This window comes from Paraglaciecola psychrophila 170 (genome assembly GCF_000347635.1).
GTDB lineage: Bacteria > Pseudomonadota > Gammaproteobacteria > Enterobacterales > Alteromonadaceae > Paraglaciecola > Paraglaciecola psychrophila.
On the sequence record NC_020514.1, the window covers coordinates 1,175,098 to 1,192,677 of the forward strand.

At 40.6% G+C, this 17,580-nt stretch carries 16 protein-coding genes; 7 read left to right on the forward strand and 9 right to left on the reverse strand.

Annotation, left to right across the window (positions count from 1 at the left end):
• Positions 1–49: 49 nt before the first annotated feature.
• Both zapE and C427_RS28730 read left to right on the forward strand, forming a co-directional pair.
• Positions 50–1,207, forward strand: coding sequence for a cell division protein ZapE (zapE, locus tag C427_RS05085; protein ID WP_236613742.1), 1,158 nt, complete (start codon positions 50–52; stop codon positions 1,205–1,207).
• A gap of 15 nt (positions 1,208–1,222) precedes the next feature.
• Complete coding sequence (locus C427_RS28730) at positions 1,223–1,507, forward strand: transposase (RefSeq protein WP_148285883.1); 285 nt, start codon at positions 1,223–1,225, stop codon at positions 1,505–1,507.
• Positions 1,508–2,491: 984 nt separating this feature from the next.
• On the opposite strand, the gene C427_RS05095 is transcribed toward C427_RS28730, so the two are convergent.
• The 7 genes from C427_RS05095 to C427_RS05120 all read right to left on the reverse strand — a co-directional run bounded on the left by C427_RS05095 (position 2,492) and on the right by C427_RS05120 (position 11,633).
• A complete protein-coding gene (locus C427_RS05095) occupies positions 2,492–4,963 on the reverse strand; it encodes a S8 family serine peptidase (RefSeq protein ID WP_007634611.1) in 2,472 nt (823 codons plus the stop codon).
• A gap of 475 nt (positions 4,964–5,438) precedes the next feature.
• A complete protein-coding gene (locus C427_RS26215; protein ID WP_322786670.1) occupies positions 5,439–5,606 on the reverse strand; it encodes a helix-turn-helix transcriptional regulator in 168 nt (55 codons plus the stop codon).
• A 26-nt stretch (positions 5,607–5,632) separates the two neighbouring features.
• Positions 5,633–6,070, reverse strand: coding sequence for a response regulator (locus C427_RS05100; RefSeq protein WP_015430509.1), 438 nt, complete (start codon positions 6,068–6,070; stop codon positions 5,633–5,635).
• Complete coding sequence (locus tag C427_RS05105; RefSeq protein ID WP_007634615.1) at positions 6,067–6,762, reverse strand: sensor histidine kinase; 696 nt, start codon at positions 6,760–6,762, stop codon at positions 6,067–6,069. Before C427_RS05105 ends, C427_RS05100 begins: the two co-directional genes overlap by 4 nt.
• On the reverse strand, positions 6,752–9,901 hold the full coding sequence (locus C427_RS05110) for a serine/threonine-protein kinase (protein WP_015430510.1): 3,150 nt from the start codon (positions 9,899–9,901) through the stop codon (positions 6,752–6,754). Before C427_RS05110 ends, C427_RS05105 begins: the two co-directional genes overlap by 11 nt.
• A 43-nt stretch (positions 9,902–9,944) precedes the next feature.
• A complete protein-coding gene (locus C427_RS05115; protein WP_007634628.1) occupies positions 9,945–10,766 on the reverse strand; it encodes a GAF domain-containing protein in 822 nt (273 codons plus the stop codon).
• 36 nt (positions 10,767–10,802) lie between these two features.
• Positions 10,803–11,633, reverse strand: coding sequence for a DUF6689 family protein (locus C427_RS05120; protein ID WP_007634630.1), 831 nt, complete (start codon positions 11,631–11,633; stop codon positions 10,803–10,805).
• Positions 11,634–12,044: 411 nt separating this feature from the next.
• Here C427_RS05120 and C427_RS05125 point away from each other — a divergent pair, with 411 nt between their 5' ends.
• From C427_RS05125 to C427_RS05135, 4 genes are all read left to right on the forward strand, one after another.
• Complete coding sequence (locus C427_RS05125; RefSeq protein ID WP_007634632.1) at positions 12,045–13,283, forward strand: serine hydrolase domain-containing protein; 1,239 nt, start codon at positions 12,045–12,047, stop codon at positions 13,281–13,283.
• Positions 13,284–13,539: 256 nt separating this feature from the next.
• On the forward strand, positions 13,540–13,680 hold the full coding sequence (locus C427_RS26220; protein WP_007634634.1) for a hypothetical protein: 141 nt from the start codon (positions 13,540–13,542) through the stop codon (positions 13,678–13,680).
• Positions 13,673–14,233: a demethoxyubiquinone hydroxylase family protein gene (locus tag C427_RS05130; protein WP_007634636.1), complete on the forward strand. Its 561-nt coding sequence runs from the start codon at positions 13,673–13,675 to the stop codon at positions 14,231–14,233. Before C427_RS26220 ends, C427_RS05130 begins: the two co-directional genes overlap by 8 nt.
• 421 nt (positions 14,234–14,654) lie before the next feature.
• Positions 14,655–15,143, forward strand: a complete 489-nt coding sequence (locus C427_RS05135) for a ribonuclease HI (RefSeq protein ID WP_007634640.1) — start codon at positions 14,655–14,657, stop codon at positions 15,141–15,143.
• 138 nt (positions 15,144–15,281) lie between these two features.
• On the opposite strand, the gene C427_RS05140 is transcribed toward C427_RS05135, so the two are convergent.
• Positions 15,282–15,956, reverse strand: a complete 675-nt coding sequence (locus C427_RS05140) for a type 1 glutamine amidotransferase domain-containing protein (RefSeq protein ID WP_007634641.1) — start codon at positions 15,954–15,956, stop codon at positions 15,282–15,284.
• Positions 15,957–16,089: 133 nt separating this feature from the next.
• Here C427_RS05140 and C427_RS05145 point away from each other — a divergent pair, with 133 nt between their 5' ends.
• A complete protein-coding gene (locus tag C427_RS05145; protein WP_007634642.1) occupies positions 16,090–16,962 on the forward strand; it encodes a LysR family transcriptional regulator in 873 nt (290 codons plus the stop codon).
• 121 nt (positions 16,963–17,083) lie between these two features.
• Here C427_RS05145 and C427_RS26225 read toward each other — a convergent pair whose 3' ends face one another.
• Complete coding sequence (locus C427_RS26225; protein ID WP_034898483.1) at positions 17,084–17,542, reverse strand: hypothetical protein; 459 nt, start codon at positions 17,540–17,542, stop codon at positions 17,084–17,086.
• Positions 17,543–17,580 lie beyond the last annotated feature (38 nt).

Consider the following 17,580-nt stretch of genomic DNA (forward strand, 5'->3'; position numbering starts at 1 on the left):
TCTTCGAAAGAAGTTCCATTTGTGGTCTTTTGGTCCACCACCACGAGGCATGTACATTCATGGACCGGTCGGGGTCGGCAAGAGCTTTCTAATGGATCTCTTTTACGCGTCGGTTACTGTTCCTGATGATGATTCTTGCTGTAATAATGACAGCCACAGCCACAAACACGCAAAGATTACCAAACGCCGCGTCCACTTTCATGAATTCATGCTAGACGTCCATCATCGAATCTTTGTCTACAAACAGAAGCACCCACGAGGTGATGCGATTCCCATCATTGCGCAACAATTGGCACAAGAAGCCCAACTCCTCTGTTTCGATGAATTTCAAGTGACAGACATTGCCGATGCCATGATTTTGAAGCGACTGTTTTTACTATTATTATTGGATTGGAATGTCGTGGTGGTGGCCACCTCGAATCGACCCCCCGATGCCTTGTATGAGGGAGGCATTAACCGATCCCTCTTTTTGCCATTCATCGACATATTGAAACGCACGTCCGACATTATTTCCATGGAGGATTCCCGCAAGGATTATCGACTCGAAACTCGAGCGGGTGGTCAATCCTATTTTTGGTCAAACAAGGATGTTCGTGGCGATAATAATATTAATAACAACATGCAGGCGCAGTTGGAAGAAATATTTGGTGGCACTGCATCCGGAACTGAGGCCGAGATCATTCCCGTCCTCTTTGGTCGCACCGTCCAGGTAGCCCGATTGAATGACAGGTGCGCCTGGTTTGACTTTTCCGAGTTGTGCTACCAACCGCTCGGGGCGGCCGATTATATTTCCCTCTGCTGCCGATTTCCGGTCCTCATCATGGACTGCGTCCCCCAACTGGACGCCAAACACCTCAATGAAGCGCGACAATTCGTGACCCTCATTGACGCGTGTTATGAATCTCGCACCCGCTTGGTGCTGGCGGCACAAGTCCCGCTCGACGAATTGTTTGTCGATTTTGAAGCGCAAGTCGAAAGCAGTGATGGAGATGAAGAATTGTTTGTCAGTGAGAAGGGGGGAAGCTCGAGTTCCTTTGCGACGACCATGATTCGCACCAAAGAGGGGGAATATTTGGAGTGGTCGGCGACGGGTCGAATTGGCGTGTCACTGGCACAATTATCGGCCACCAATGATCTCGCCTTTTCCTTTCGACGAGCCGCGTCTCGGTTGGTAGAAATGGGTGGAAAGGAATGGGGACGGCAATGACGAAAGTTCTTTACCTTGCAAAGCATTGCACCTATGGCAGAGCAAGGGCTTGCGTCAGGCTGTGCCGCAAAAGTGGCAGGCTTCAGTCTCCATGCAGGTGTCATGATGAGCAACGCACAGGATAGAAGTAAACTCGAAAGGCTGTGCCGTTATATTACCCGCTCTGGGGTATCGGAAAAAAGGTTGGCAATAACGACTTACGGTAAGGTGCCCTACCAACTAAAAAGTGCCTTACATCAGTTGCAGAGACATCATCCTAATTTGCTAAAACTTAGGCTTCTTGCTCCTGAATCGCTATGACCACGAACGTCTGCAATTGGCTCAGATTGTGTAAAAACTTCAACTACCCAATTAATTACGCAATGCTACGTAAAATGTAAGTTTCCTTAGTTATGAAACTTGGTCAGATTTTAATGTAAGACACATATTTACATCTATTTTTGTTAAAATAATGGGCTGAAAATAGTTTTTACACAGCCTGCGCACGTGGCCGACGGATAGAGGAAGTTGATGTTGAAGGGTTTTAGCAGCAAAATACAGTAATATAATTCTTCGTTTGTATGTCTGCTTTGTTGGATCACCTGCCATTAGGATACCAATCGACAACATCAAAAAGTTTAAAGGTATACAGATTTTTTGAACGACTATAGATCGCTCATAGCCGTCTGTCAGTTTATTAGGCAAGGCTGAGTTTCAAACATTAATTCATTGAGTTTTATAGAGCTTAAGCTTTGGCTTTTCCTCGTTATAAACATTATGTAATTTGGGCGAAATCTAAGTAAACAAATCGCCGGGTTTCAAAGAGTTTCAGTTTCAAACATCAATATGCACGAACATCATCCTCATATAACGTGACAAAGTGATCGCTTATACCCTCAACTTAGGCTCAGTCATCTTGATGTATTTTAATGCCCCTATGATGTAGCTTATTAAGACATTTTATTTCAATTTAGTTATTCGAGAGTATTCATTCTTAAGCAAAGAGATAAATGTGGCGATGATTGTTGATTCTCTTTGATAATGAACAGCCTTTAATTATGTTGTATAGGTTAGTTAATTACACAAGCGGTATCTAAGCTCTAAAACCTAATGTGTTGAATGGCAACTCTTCATTTAACCTTGCCTCAAATTGAAATTAGGCTATTTTGCAGGTGCGGTGATATTTTAAAGTTTAGATAATAGTGAAGTTGTGAACGTTATCTTTTGTTATTGATTAACGTTTTTTTTGCAGATATAAAAAAAGGCAGCCTTGGCCACCTTTTGGATTAGCGTGTGTCGTTACACTTACTTTGCCATAAGTGGTGTCAGTTGTGTCAAGCTCATTGCCATTACTGCACGGTTGACTGGAGTGTCTGGATTAAAACGGGCTTTCAAAACTTGCCCCATTCCAACGAGATCATCCTCAAAGCTAAATGCAGCTTGCAATAAACCCGCATTCAGCGCCAGTTGAACATGGCCAAGTAGTTCAGGTGCAATCATGTCACTGTCTACTACTTCAACCCATTGATCAAAGATAAATACTTTTAAAGGCTGATCTTGATCGACTTCAGCTGCTGCTTCTTGCTGGCCTAACATTTGTACCAATGTGTAAGCTAATGTCTCACGTGTAACTGGCTTAGTCGCACCAAACATATCACTGGAATCAGACTGCATCACCCCTTGATTTGCATAAGCACGGTCTTTAATTGAAGCACCATTGGTGACCACAGAATTCATAGCCGCTGCGGTGTCAGAATTACTGTCAACAAAATTGACAGTGTTGCCATCATTAGATTGGCGAACAGCACCATAAAACATCATCATATTGGCTAATTCAGCTTTGGTGACTGTTTTATCTGGCTGAAAACCCTCTTCGGTACCATCCATCAAATGACTGGCTACTGCAAACTTGATAAAGCTTTCAGCTGGGTGACCGATTGCATCGTTGACACCGAAGTAGCTATCAATTGCGAATTGTTTTACGGTAACAGTGGTCGACTCAGGCCCAGCAACGCCATTGGTGACTCCCAACGGATCTACACTTTGCCCAGAGATACTGCCGATCCCGCCCATATATAGCTTCCATATACCTGGCATACCAGTAGCTGAAATGGCCCGATTTGTACCTTGAACTTGGATAAGTCCTATGCCTGAGCTATAGCGATTGCCCTTAGGATCTTCCAGCACAAAAGCGGTTCCTAACTCAACTGTTCCGGTGGCCATGATCATTGATACATTGTCGGCTACGACAAACTCTTTTACATCGGTGTCACCCACTGGAGTGAAACTAATAGGATAATCTTCAGAAGACGGTATGCCTAAATTGGCACCTGCATTAAAATCAATGGCTGTTTTGTCATGGTCGCCAAAACTGTCACTCATCGCTAGCGCGGCTTTAACTGCAGCGTGGGCATTGACATAGCCACTACCGACTTCCCAAGGTGCACGACTTGGCATATTTGTGGCGGTATCTTGTAATATTTGTTTTACTTCACGCCAACCGAGATCAGGGTTAGCTTCAAGCATCAAAGTCACAATGCCTGATACATGAGGTGCAGCCATGGATGTACCGCTGTTAACTGTATAGAAAGGTACATGGGTGGTATCCATATAATCACTATCACTGGATATAGATATCGCATTCGAATAGTTGGTGCTGGAACGAGCCGAGATAATATCTACCCCTGGAGCCGTTACTGTGGGGCGATCTAGCCATTCAAAGACTTCACCATCGATAGTGACAAGTCCACCTTTTTCAGAAACGCCACGTGAACTAAAATCAGCTAAATTACCGTTTTTGTCGCCAGCGGCAACGGCGACTACCCAAGGTGCCTTTTTAAAGTTACCGGTGATAGTGGACTCTCCTGAACCAGAATTACCTGCAGAGAAGACTACAATTATGCCTCGGTCAGCCAGTATTTTAGTCACCACATTAGTGGGGTGATCTGGGTTGAAATCGCTGCCCACATCGCTGGTTTGGCCAAACGAGTTAGAAATAACACGAATATTATAAGTATACTGATGTGTTGAGGCGTAGTCGAAACCGCCCATAGTGTCCAAAAGAAGATTATAAGCCCCTGAGCCATAACCGATGATATTGGCGCCCGGCGCAACACCAGTATGCATGCCGTTACTCATTGCTCCATTGCCCCCGATAGTGCCAGCTACATGGCTACCATGGCCTGTGGCTACTTCAGTGTTAGCAACGTTTTCCTGATAAAGAACAGGCACTATACCTGTGTCGTTGAGTAAATTGAATTGACCAGCAACGTTTTGCACGACATGTTGGGGGAATTTGATGTCGTTATGATTGCCATCAATGCCGCTGTCATTGACCAACACACCGATACCACGACCAGAGTAAGGAATGCCGTTTTTACGCATGCTTTGATCAGCACGCAACTGCTGTACACCGGTTAATTGTGTTGCTTCAAAATTTTCCAGGGTGATTTCTTCATTTTCCCATATGGAAACCACGTCATCACGAGTATATATTGCCTCAATCTGTGATTGGGTCGCCAATGCACCCACAATGGGTAGACTTTGCATGCTGACTCCGCTTATACCAAGTGAGTTCAATGCAGCAAGCTGTGCGGTGCTAAGTGCGCCTGTTTGGTCAAACGCAATAATGACTTGGTGCAGGGAATCCTGATCAGAGTTGGCTAAAATATTTTGTAAGTCTGAATCAAACGTTTTGGCCTGTATAGATGAACTCGCTAAAGCAACAGCAATGGATATCGAAAGAAGGTGAGTTTTATTTTTTATTATATTTCTCATGTGAAAACCTAATGTGTTTAATGACACCACTAGATTTTCATATCCCACAGAAAGCCTCAATAGGGGTTTCCCCCTGCTTTATCTATTAACTTCTGGTGTATCGTAAGCCATTATTTGTTAAACCCTGCAAGTTGATGTTTTGTGATGATGTTCAGTTGAACTCAGCAGTCAACACAGTCAAATCCAGTGGGTGGTGAAAATTGATTTAGATTGTTGATTAAAATCATTGATAGTGACGTTGTCAGTTTAAACGTCAAAGCTATGTCCAGCGATCTATGGCTTCATGGAAACCCAGTTCACAGTAGTGAATTGCAATAAGACAAGTTGAAATAGGTTTTATGATTTGAAAGCTAATTTGTGCCTTTTAAAAACCTGTAATTTACTGGACTCTCAGTGAAACCAGTGTGGCTTCGACCCAACTAGAAAGCCAATGAAACGAATTGAACAGGGTGTGTGAAGGTTTAATTTGGCTAGGTTATTCCAACAGACCGGCTTTTCCAGCTAATCTTATTAACTCTGCAGAACTGGAAACGTGTAATTTCTTGTAGATATTACCACGATGGTTTTCCGCCGTTTTTAAACTCATATCAAGCAGTTCAGCAATTTTCTTACTGGTATTTCCGGCGGTCACTAAAAAAAACACTTCTCGCTCTCGGCGAGTCAGTATTGTTATAGGATTGATGTACTTAATTTGAATAGCCAGAGGATCTTGTTCTTTTTTTGTGCAGGAAAGACACTTTTTCCTTCTGCTACCAACTTGATTGCGTCAATCAATTCTTCGCTTGACGTTTCCTTTAACACATAACCTATGGCACCAGCATCGCGCATCGCTTCAACATACTCAAGTTCATCATGCATAGATAATACTAATATGCGACTCTGTGGGCGTTGTGCCAGCAGTTTATCAATAGCGACCAATCCACTCATTCGTGGCATTGATATATCCATGATTACTACATCCGGAGAGAGTTTTAAAACTTGTTTGATAAGTTCGATTCCGTCACCGCACTGACCAATTACGTTGATATCCTTTTCGGCACTTAGTACTTGGATTAATCCCTGACGCATGAGGACATGATCATCAGCAATCACGATGGAAATACTCATATTGCAACCGTTAATGTAATTCTTGAGCCTTTATTGGCCTTAGCATAAATAGTTAACTGCGCATTAAATGCTTGAGCTCTGTCTTGCATACTCATCAGACCAACACCTTTTTCAACTTTTTCATGCTCAAAGCCAAGGCCATTGTCAATAATATCCAGCCTAATTGTTTGATGATGACTTGATAATAGTATTTTAGTTTTTGAGGCCTGCGCATGTTTAATAATATTAACTAGTGCTTCTTGAGCAATCCTGAAAATTAAAATGCTGATGTCTTTAGGCAACTCCAATGTACAATCAAATTGACATTCATACTGGCAATCTTCATGTTCAAATAAGTTTCTACATAACCATTTAATAGCAGGAACAAGGCCTAAATCGTCTAAAATTGTTGGGCTCATTAAACGCGATAACTGCCGAACATCTGATAGTGCCATTTGAGATAATTGCGCCAATTCTTGAAATTCAGGTTGATTCGAACTAAGACTCTGTAACCTTCTGGTAAGGCCGGTAAGTAGCTGACCTACACCATCATGTAATTCACGTGATAATTTGGCTTTCTCTGATTCTTGTTGTGCCCATAAACGTTTAGCAAGCAAATTTAAATTATATTGCTCGTCATCTAATCGCGCTTGCAACAGCGCTTGTTGACGCAGAACTTCTGCTATTAAATGTTGGTTGTGATCAGCGGGCAAGATAAAGCTCCCGATATGATTTAGCCTGCTGCTCTGTTAGCTGTAACATCCAGTCTTGTAATAACTCTAGTTGTTTTAATTGCGCTTTTTCATCGTCAAAAGCCTGATAGTAAATATGATTTCGCCAATATTTAGGATGAGCTATAAGTTGTTCCCGCAACGCTGTAAGAGCGGTATCTTGAGAAGATTTAAGAAATAGTAAATTCATATAGGCCTGATAGTAAACAGGTTTAACGATTTGTTCTAAAAGTTGCATAATGGGACTATTGATTGGCAAGCTAAGTCTTTCTTGAATATCTAACAAAATTTTCATTTTTGTGGTGGCTGGAATATTGGCTGTTTTTATGTTTTCCACAAATTTGACTGATTCGCTTGATAAAATCTCAGAGGTTTCGACATCATAGCTAAATATTAACCAATTTAATAATGCCTGTTGCTCAACCATAGAGCCCGCGATAGTACTTTTAACTAAGTCAATTTGAGTGCTCAGGCATCGAAGATCAGCGGTTCTCAAACAAATCTCACCGTGCCACAAGTATACCTCTGTTAAAGCTCTGCTATCATCAGTCTGCTGAGCAATAAGTTCCGCGTTTAACAAGTTTTCTAGTGAATGTGTTAGGGCTCCATCTGCAAAGTTTAAAAAGCTATACAACAATTTATTGATCATTAATTCTTGTTTGTTACTGGCATCGAGTTGATAGGAAACATCAGCTAAATATCGCGTTGCTGTTAAGTGATCGCCTTTTGCCATACTTAATTGTGCAATATTTTGTAAAGTACGTTGTAAATGAAGTTTTTCGTTGCTTGTATTAAACAGCGCTTTTGCCTGCTGCCAGTAGATATCCGCTAGGGAATAATCCCCAATTAAAAAGTGCATATACGCCACATTACTGATGCTTTGAGCCTGATTAATGTCACCACCATTGGTAGTACGAATGTCGAGGCCTTTTTTGTAATAGCTTAATGCTTGAGAATACAGCCCTTGTTCCTCATATAAAAAACCAAGTGTATCAAGGACATGTGCTTGTTGTTTTGTATCACCAAAGATTTCAAGTAAATGTGATGCTTCTTCTAGTGCAGTTTTAGCTTTATTAAATTGACCATTTAAAGCATCCAGATTAGCCAAGTTGGCTAACGATTTAGCCCGTTCAAGGGGATATTTTTGAGAATCAAAAATTGTTAGCGAATCCTGTAGGTATTTCTCTGCAGTAGCGTATTCTGCTAATCGTATGTAAGCTACTCCAAAAGCATTTAATACTAAGCCTTCCCCAGCTTGATCTTTATTTTTTCTGAATAGGACTAAGGCGCGAGTCAATTCATTATCAATCGCACTTTGTGTCTTTCCTGAGATTATTTTGAGTCGTGCTAATTCAAACCACAGTTGCGCATTATTCGGTTCCAGTTCGGTTGCTTGGTAATAATCGGCTATGGCTAATTCATAATCGTTTGCCCATTCGTATATTTCACCTCGTTTAGCTAATAATGCAGAACGTTGTGGGAAGGCAGCAGTCAGTTTTTGAATTGCCTGTAGTGCTAATTTTAAATCATTATTAATTTCAGCTTCCAATAGACGACCACTAAGTAACCAAAAAACTGAATTACTTTTCAATGCAAATAAAGTTTGTAGGTTATCTTGTGCGGATTGTATGTCCCCCTCTTGCCAAGCTTTATGGGCGGCTTGATACCAAGTTCCTGCATATTTTGGGGCGTACTGAGTAAAATTATTATGTATGTTCGGTAAACTGTCCGACTCATCTTTATCAAGACTTGGCGTAAATGCACTCAGCCCAGATAAAAAAGAAGTGGCTTCAGACTGCTCAAATTGTTGTGATAATTGCAATTCAAATTGTTCAAACAATGTTTTAGCAAAATCAGCTAAATCTTGTTCAAGTGTGTTTGCATTAACACTTCGGGTTAATTCAACCATACTGATGTCAGTAGGCATCGAACGAATACTCGCTCGTATTAAAAAATCATCAGCTTGGATACTATTGATTGTCAGCATTATTATTGCATCTAATCCAAATATTGTAGCCAATCTTATTCTATCTTGGTCGGCGGTAACTGGCTTTAAGGCAAGATTATTAATTGTATTTTGTGTTCGATATCCATTTACTACCGATAATTGAGGGTTGGTTTGCAGAGGCATTTCAAATAGTTCAACTAGTCCATTGAGCAGTGAAGATTTACCATCATGGATTATTGCAATTTGAATCGTGCTTGTTGGCAAAGCATTATTAGGTTGACTCTGTTGTTGCCATATAGACCAAGCCAATGCACTTATGATGATGAAAACCCCTATTAGCCGAGCTCTATAACTTAGCGTAGTAGTCTTTTTCTTGAAGTGATAAAAGTCGTTGGCTTTAGCTAATGTCGGGCGTTTGGACTGGTTTATATGGCAAAGTTGGGCTGCAAAAGTAGCCTGTTTTGAGTGCCACCAACGTGCGGTCATTGATAATGCGTTATAGTTAATATTTGCCAGCATTAACTGAATTATTTTTCCTGCGCTATAGAGTTCAGATTGCACGCTGGATTGGCCAGAACAAACAACCTCTGGTGCAGAAAAATCTTGGTGACCACTTGTTTGTAACTCATCATTATGGAACTGACCAATACCAAAATCTATTAGACGAAGATTATTGTGCTCATCAATCAGAATGTTGTCGGGTTTAATATCCCCATGCTTAATACCTGATGCCTCACATGCAGTTAACGCAATAAATAGTTGCTGAGTCCAAAGCTGAAATTCAGTTTGTAATATCAGTTTTTCGAGGCGCTTGAACAGTGATATACCAGTAATGAGCTCCATGGTAAAAAAGATTAGGCCCTGATCTTCAAACACATCATAAACTCTAATAATATTTTGATGTTGTAAACGACGGGCAATCAATACCTCGTTGCGTATTGAGTCCAACTGAGTCTGGTTATCCGATGAGGTTTCAACGATTTTAATGGCTATATCTGTTTCTAATAACTGATCGTACGCATGATACACATTACCTTGTGCGCCACTGCCAAGGGGGGCAATTATGTGAAAGCGTTCGACTAGGGTCGTATTGTTGGATAGTTGCGAAGCAGAGCGCAATGGTTGGGTGGCCAGGTTATTGCTGTTCAATGATTCCTCGGTGTGATCAGTCAACTCACCACTCCAATTGGTTTCTCAGCAACGTGAGTATTAATAGTTATAATGCTGAGATTTTATGTTCTATAGATTGAAATAACAAACGCAATGATAGGATATTGGCAAACGATTCAACGAATTTGACTTCTGTTTCTGTGAAAAATTGACGACCTTGGGTGTTATCGGCATATAAAACGCCAATGACATTATTTTCAGACATAATAGGTACGCACAGGGCAGCCTGGATGTTGTAACGCATAACGCTATGTTGTATCGCTAGACTAGGATCAGCTTGAATATTACCAATGGCAAGGACTCGTTTTTCATCAATGCAACGTTGAATAATCGTCTTACTGCCGCTAAAACGCTCGTTATCCATCCATGTTTCGTGGCCCAGGCACTGTTGAAGTTGTTTTTGTTGATCTACCAAAATTAGAGCCGCACGCTCACAGCCCAATGTTTGTAGCAAGCAATGTCGTGCAGATTTTAGTAACGCTATACTCGAAGAACACTGACTAAATTGATGGGACAGCTGTTGAACTTGTCGTTGGCGCCACATATTCTGATTGTCCAATGCAGTCAGTTGGTGGTGGTTAAGGTACTTAAACTGGCATAAAACGGGGCCCAGTTTTAAAGTTTTCTGATCAGTTATAGGCAAATAGCTGACCCGTTTACTACGATGATAACAACCGGCGCTACTCGTGTCTTGAAGTGACCATATATCGTCGTTAGCACTTAACGTGGCGTGGTCGCGTGATATTTGGGGGTGATTAATAAACACATCAGCTTGTGTTGAGCGCCCAATATTATAAGCATTACCTTCAAATAGAATATGTTCGGACATCCAACCTGATTCAAGTGAAATGTTAACCCGCATTGGCATACTGATGTCCTTTATTAAATTTTTACAAAAGTAAAATTAGTTAACTCGAAGACTGTATCTTAAGGTTTTAAGACGAGTCAGCAATTCACCTTGCATGTTGGTTACATCACCAGAGGAGCGCCAAACATTACTCATTTGATCGCCTGTTGCATTTTCGGTAATGAAAATTAAGCTTTCAGTCACTTCTAATGCCGTAGCGAAATCAGCCATCAAAAGCGCATGTTGCAGGTTGTTAATAGAAGCTTGTATCGACGTTGCTAAAATGAGTGAAACCTTGTCACCATGTTGATTAAATAACTGGCTTAATTGGGAAAATGTGTCATCAATCATGTCAATATTGCTTCGCTCGTCAAGCAAGATCATAAAGTCTGAGAAACTACCAGTATTTCCGCGGGCGCGAATACTACCTGCAGAAACCATTGACGTAATATTTTCAAAATTACCATTATCATGGGATCTAAAAAGCCTAGCGGGCATTGCAGCGTTGTAGTCTATTGATCTTGTATAAATTTCTACCGAGGCTAGGCCTTCAAATCCAAATCCGCTGTTTGCTTTGGGACTAATTGAAATAAGAACTGGAAAAGATGGAATCGCTTTTATATCATCCACATTGAATCGATTTGTCACACTACTCGAATTTACATCAATCAATGATGCACTAATCTCAATATTGTTAGCACTTAACCCTATACTCCTTTCAAATTCCACTACTAAATCTAATTCAATTAAGCTTGTGACTTGAAGTTTTGCTTGAAGAATGTTGCCGTTTATTGACAATGATGTAGGTGAAACGGTTTGCGCTATTGAGCTACTGCTTAAAAGAGTTAATAGTAAAAATCCAAAAAAATATCGTTTACTTAGAGTCATGATGTAGCACCTTGATCGTTATTCTTGTCGTATATTATGCGAGCAACTTATCTTATTACCGTATTTATATCAATAGTGACCAGACTTTCACTAATTCTTAATGGTAATGATCAATATACACCCAAGACATAGGCTTCATATAGCGAATGGGCTTCACCTGATTTTGAATTGAAAGCGGGTGGTAATATTGGCTCTCATTTTAATAGCCATGTTAGATACAGTTCGAGAGTTTGCATAATTTTATTTTATCTCTGACTCACTTGGAAGCAAGACAAAACGGGTGACTTGTTTCGTATCCTGAGTATTTGATGCAAACTGTTGCTCAGGTTTAATTGGGATTGATGATAGGTTATGACCGTTCTATTCGTTCCAGCCAGATTTTAATATTTTGTTTAACGTAATGAGAAGTGTATGTCAGAAATAAATGTGAAGACTAAATTTGGTACCGTGAGTGGTTTTTGCGATCCAAAATTCCAAAATGTCGCTGAAGAATTTGTGAAAAATTTTGAAGAGCGTGGGGAGATTGGAGCATCAGTTTCTCTTAACGTTGAAGGGGAGACGTTGCTGGATTTATGGGGTGGCTATCGAGACCCTGCTACTCAAGCCCCTTGGGAAAAAGACACGCTATCATTGGTTTTTTCATGCACTAAAGCTGCCACCGCATTGTGCGCTCACAGGCTTATCGATCAGGGTAAAATGGCGCTGGATGCAAAAGTAAGTCAATACTGGCCAGAATTTGCTCAAAACGGTAAGGAGAATGTGACTGTTAGAATGATGCTAAATCATTCTGTAGGATTGCCAGCATTTCGTGAGCCCATTAAAGAAGGCGGTTATTACGACTGGGATTATATGGTCGAGCGATTATCGGCAGAAGCGCCTTTTTGGGACCCCGGTACTCGAAGTGGATACCACATGATGTCTTTTGGATGGACTGTCGGGGAGCTTGTTCGCCGAGTGTCAGGAATTTCCTTAGGTCGTTATTTCAAAGAAAATTTCGCAGATCCGTTGGGGCTCGATTATTGGATAGGTTTACCAGAAGAACATGAAGAGCGAACCGCTCGCATGATCTCTCAGGCGCCCAGTCCCGATGATAAACCGACTGCTTTTATGACAAATATGATGACAAACCGGGCCTCTATTCAGCACTTGTGTTTCCTCAATTCCGGTAACTATCAACCCAACTGCCGAGAGGCACACGCTGCAGAGATTGGTGGCGGTGGTGGTATTGCCAACGCTCGGGCACTCGCCGGATTATTTGCGCCCTTAGCTAATGGTGGTAGCTTGAACGGGGTGACTTTGCTATCAAGCGATCATATTGAAAAGATGAGTGCAGTGTCTGTGGCGACGATGGAAGATGCTACTTTGTTGATCCCGTCACGGTTTGCTCTGGGCTTTATGAAATCAATGGACAACCGTCACCGTAGTACGGGAGAACTTGAAACCGCGATTATGGGTGAGCAGGCTTTTGGGCATGTCGGAGCTGGTGGTAGTATTGGTTTTGCAGATCCCGAATGTAAACTTGGCTTTGGATATTCCATGTCCAAAATGGGAGCTAGTTTAATGTTAAATGAACGCGGTCAATCATTAGTTGATGCAGCTTATAAAACCTTAGGTTATCGAACTAATAAGCCCGGTCACTGGGTAAGATAATATTATAGTTGGCGGGCATTTACTCAATTACCATGAGTATTCTGCTAGCGAACTCTATTGCAAGCTAAAAGGATTTAGCTCTATTTTTCAGTATACCACTTGTATCTAACGGAATGTATTTGTTCGAAAATTAATGTTTGTCTTTTTGTATAACAATCAATTAAACACAAATTTTAGTATGATCCTCTGCCCATACAAATCGTAATCTCACTTATAAATACATTTGTAAATTCATTATAGTTTTTAGGAGATGAGTGTGAGCGTAGCTTGGGTTGCCTACATAGTTGTTGGCTTAGCAATATCGATGCTAGCGGTTCTTGGCATCGGATTACTGTCCTTATCTGGTAAAAATACCAATACAAAAATGTCGGAGCAAGGCACAAGTAAAGATGCATAAGTTAAATGTTTTTAATACCACACGATATGCCTCATCGATTCGTGCAGAACTTCGGGCAAGCCATGCGGGGGAAACCGGCGCTGTTTGGATATATCGTGGCATATTGTTGGTAAATCGTTTCAAACGAGACTCCGATATACAAACGTTCGCTAAACATCATTTAGCGACAGAGAAAGAGCATCTGCTTCAATTTGAAAACTTGATACATCGATTTAGAGGTAGCGCACTTCTTTTTTTTTGGATGTTCGCTGGATTCATGATGGGCGCACTGTCCATGTTGCTTGGAAAAAATTGGGTTTATTATACGATTTACAAAGTAGAGTCATTTGTTGACGTTCATTACAGGCAACAAATAAACGCTCTTTCCAAGCTGGAGTTTTGTGACAAAGTCGACATTTTAAAAATGATGCAAGCTTGTAATGTTGATGAGCAAGCTCACAGAGACGAAGCGCTCAGCGCGATTAATGGTGAACCTAATCTAGCTATGCGAGTGTGGGGCAACTTGGTTGGAACTGGCTCACATTGTGCCGTTGTTGTGGCTAAATTACTTTAAAAGTATATGCATGGGAAAGTCACTAAGAAACCGCCAGCTGAAAGATTGCGAGCACTGTGCAAAAACCGAGTCTGTGTTGTATCGGATTCGATTACAACAAGCTGCCCCTTGGATTTTTATCTGTTCTAATTGTCAGTCAAAAGTAAAAAGCCAAGCGCTGTATCAATATGGAGGTACTTGGAAACAGCAGAAGCGACACTGATATCGTTAACTGCCTGCTGTAATATTCTATTCACACAATACAAATAAATGCTTTAATCTCGCTCTGAATTCCTCACCCAAAAACGTAAAGTTAAATTGAAATTGTTATCTTTAGTACACTGCTTATTTTCAGTCTGAACTTAGTTGAATTGTTTAGTCTACGAAGGTGCGTAATATGCTGTAAAATTCAAAAGTAACTGTATTTTTAAGCGGATAATGAATGCTTCATTTAGAGGTTTTTACAGACGGTAGTGTTAATAATCAATTAAAAGTGGGGTATGGCGCTTACTTAGTTGTATCAGAACAGTGTAGGTCTATAGACAGACTTAAACATGATGTGAAAATCAAACGCTTTACACCGACAAGTTCGACTAAGTTAGAATTACAAACATTGTTGTGGGCGTTACATGACATCATTATTTTGGCTGCTGAAAGGGACTTCAGATTGACCATTTATACTGATTCTCAAAATATCATCGGTTTGCCGGACAGGCGAATTTCTCTTGAACAGAGTCATTATTTTTCGAGTAAAAATAAGCGGCTCAATAACTATGAACTGTACCAGGAATTTTACCAGTTAACGTCGAGCATAAAACACATCTTGGTTAAGGTGGTTGGCCATCAAGCATCTAGTAACAAAGATGAAGTTGATAGACTATTTGCATTGGTTGATAAGGCATCCAGGCGCGCATTGCGAGAACAATTTTAAGCCGTGCTCAGATAATATGAGCGATTAAATTCAAGATATTTAAATTCTTTAGGTTGTTAGCATGTACTCACTTAAATTTATGACATTAGTAAATATATTAAGGACGAAAATTATTTTACGTCCTTAATACTTGAGATTTTACTTAGCTAATTGTTTTAGTATAGCTACAGCAACAGCATGAGCACTGGTAGGGTTTTGACCTGTTATCACGCGTTCGTCTTCGATTACAAACTCCCCCCAAGGCTGTACTTTGCTGTAACGAGCAGCGTTACGAGCAAGTGACTCTTCTAAAAGAAAAGGTACATCATTTATTGTGCCGTAATCAATTTCTTCTTCACGAGTAAAACCGGTAACAGATTTATTGGCTAAAAGACTTTCACCGTTGCTTAATGTGATAGGCAACAAGGCCGCTGGACCATGACATACTGCAGCGATAAGTCCGCCATTTTCGTAGTGTTTGGCACTAAGTGCTGCAAAGTCTTGGTTACTGGCTAAATCAGATAACAGTCCAAAACCACCCGGATAAAATACCGCATCGTAATCATCAATATTAACGTCAGAAACAGAAAGAGTGTTATTAATCCTGTTTTGGAACTCTTGGTTGTTTAGTATGTTGTCGTTAACAGCATCGCCTTCAATGTCGGTGCCATAAATAGGCGCTTTGCCACCTTTGATAGAAGCAATATCATATTCAAATCCTGCTTCTAAAAACACATGCAATGCATGAGTGATCTCAGGTGAATAAGTACCATTTTCTTGGTCTGTTGTACCTAAAGTGCCATGATTAGTCACTGGAATAAGTATTTTTTTCATTGTTATTGCCCCTTTAATTAGTTTTGTAAATACGCTTTCTTTAAATTGAGATTATTATAGTTGCTGAGTGAATTGACAACAATATAGCTAAATGGCAAATTACTGTTGTTATATAGCAATAATAAAGCGTGGAATGGAAAACTTTGAAGGTATTATTGAATTTGTGAGTGTGGCTGAGAGTCATGGTTTTTCTTCAGCCGCTAAGCAGTTAGGCTGCAGTACTAGTCATGTCAGTCGGCAAATTTTAAAATTAGAAAAACGTTTAGGTTGTGCTTTGTTTGCTCGCACCACGCGGTTGGTCAGCCTGACATCAACAGGATTAAATTATTATCATCAATGCAAGGAGCTAGTCACGGGTCTACAACAGGCTAACGAGCAAATTAATACTCAGCAACTTAAATTGGTTGGAACGTTGAGGGTGAGCGCAGCAGGTACCTTTGCAGAGCAGCAAGTCGCCCCAGCATTGATGGAGTTTGCTTTGCTACACCCTGAGTTGTCTATCGATATTGACTTCAATAGTAAGAAAGTCAATTTTGTCGAAGACGGTATCGATTTTGCGATCAGGTATGGCAAGTTAGAAGGTTCTGGTCTGATTGCCCGTAAATTATTAGCGCATCCTATGATGGCTGTGGCTAGTCAGTCCTATTTAAGCAAATATGGCATACCTAAAGGTCCTAATGACTTAAAAAGACATAGCTGTATTGTTTCAAATAATGATCATTGGTTGTTTGAGCATCAAGGCGAGCAACAGAATATAAGAGTGCAGGGTAGGTGGAAAAGTAATAATGCTCACGCAGTGGTAAACGCGTGCGAACAGGGCTTAGGTATTGCTTATATGCCTGAGCATAACTTTTTACAAGCTGTCGAACATGGACGTTTAGTACCAATATTGCAGACCTTTTGGCGTACTGATTCACACAGTTGGGTGGTATATCAAAATCGTCGATTTTTACCTATGCGAGCCCGTTTGGCTATTGATCATTTGCTAGCACACTTTTCTAAATAAAATACCAAATAAGTAAACTGCCATCGAAGTATTTAACATTTTTTTTGAATAACTTAAATTCAATAGTTGCTGCTACGGTGTTTATTATTTTTTGAATTTTTGTGGATGCTTTTGTGAGTTTTTATTGGGTGGCAATGTGCTGCTTTATTCTAAGGTTTGCAAACACCACTCCGCCCATTGCTCCTGCTAGGCTTTGGCATATAAAACCAAAGGTACTGCGAGCACCGGCTAATAGGGTGATCTCTAAAATAGGATGCATGGCTAAAAGTGCCACCGTGACTCCTACGCCCCCTGCCAAACAATACAGAATGTTAGGGGATAACGTATACCGTTTGATTAATAGGCCTGCCACGATGAAGGAGATGAAATAACTAACCGCTATCACTATGCCATAAGTAGGATATAGGCCTAATAAGTCATCAAGGTTCATACTGAGCCGATCGTTGAACAAAATTTCCACTCCTACCTTGGTCAATTCGGCCATCACAAATTGGCTATGAAACAAGCTTGCTAGAACAAATGCAAAAATCACTGCGACAAGAAAATGTGTACAAAGCCTGAGGTAAAAATATAATTTCATAAAGTGTTACTTATTTTCGTGTTGATGCGGGATATAGA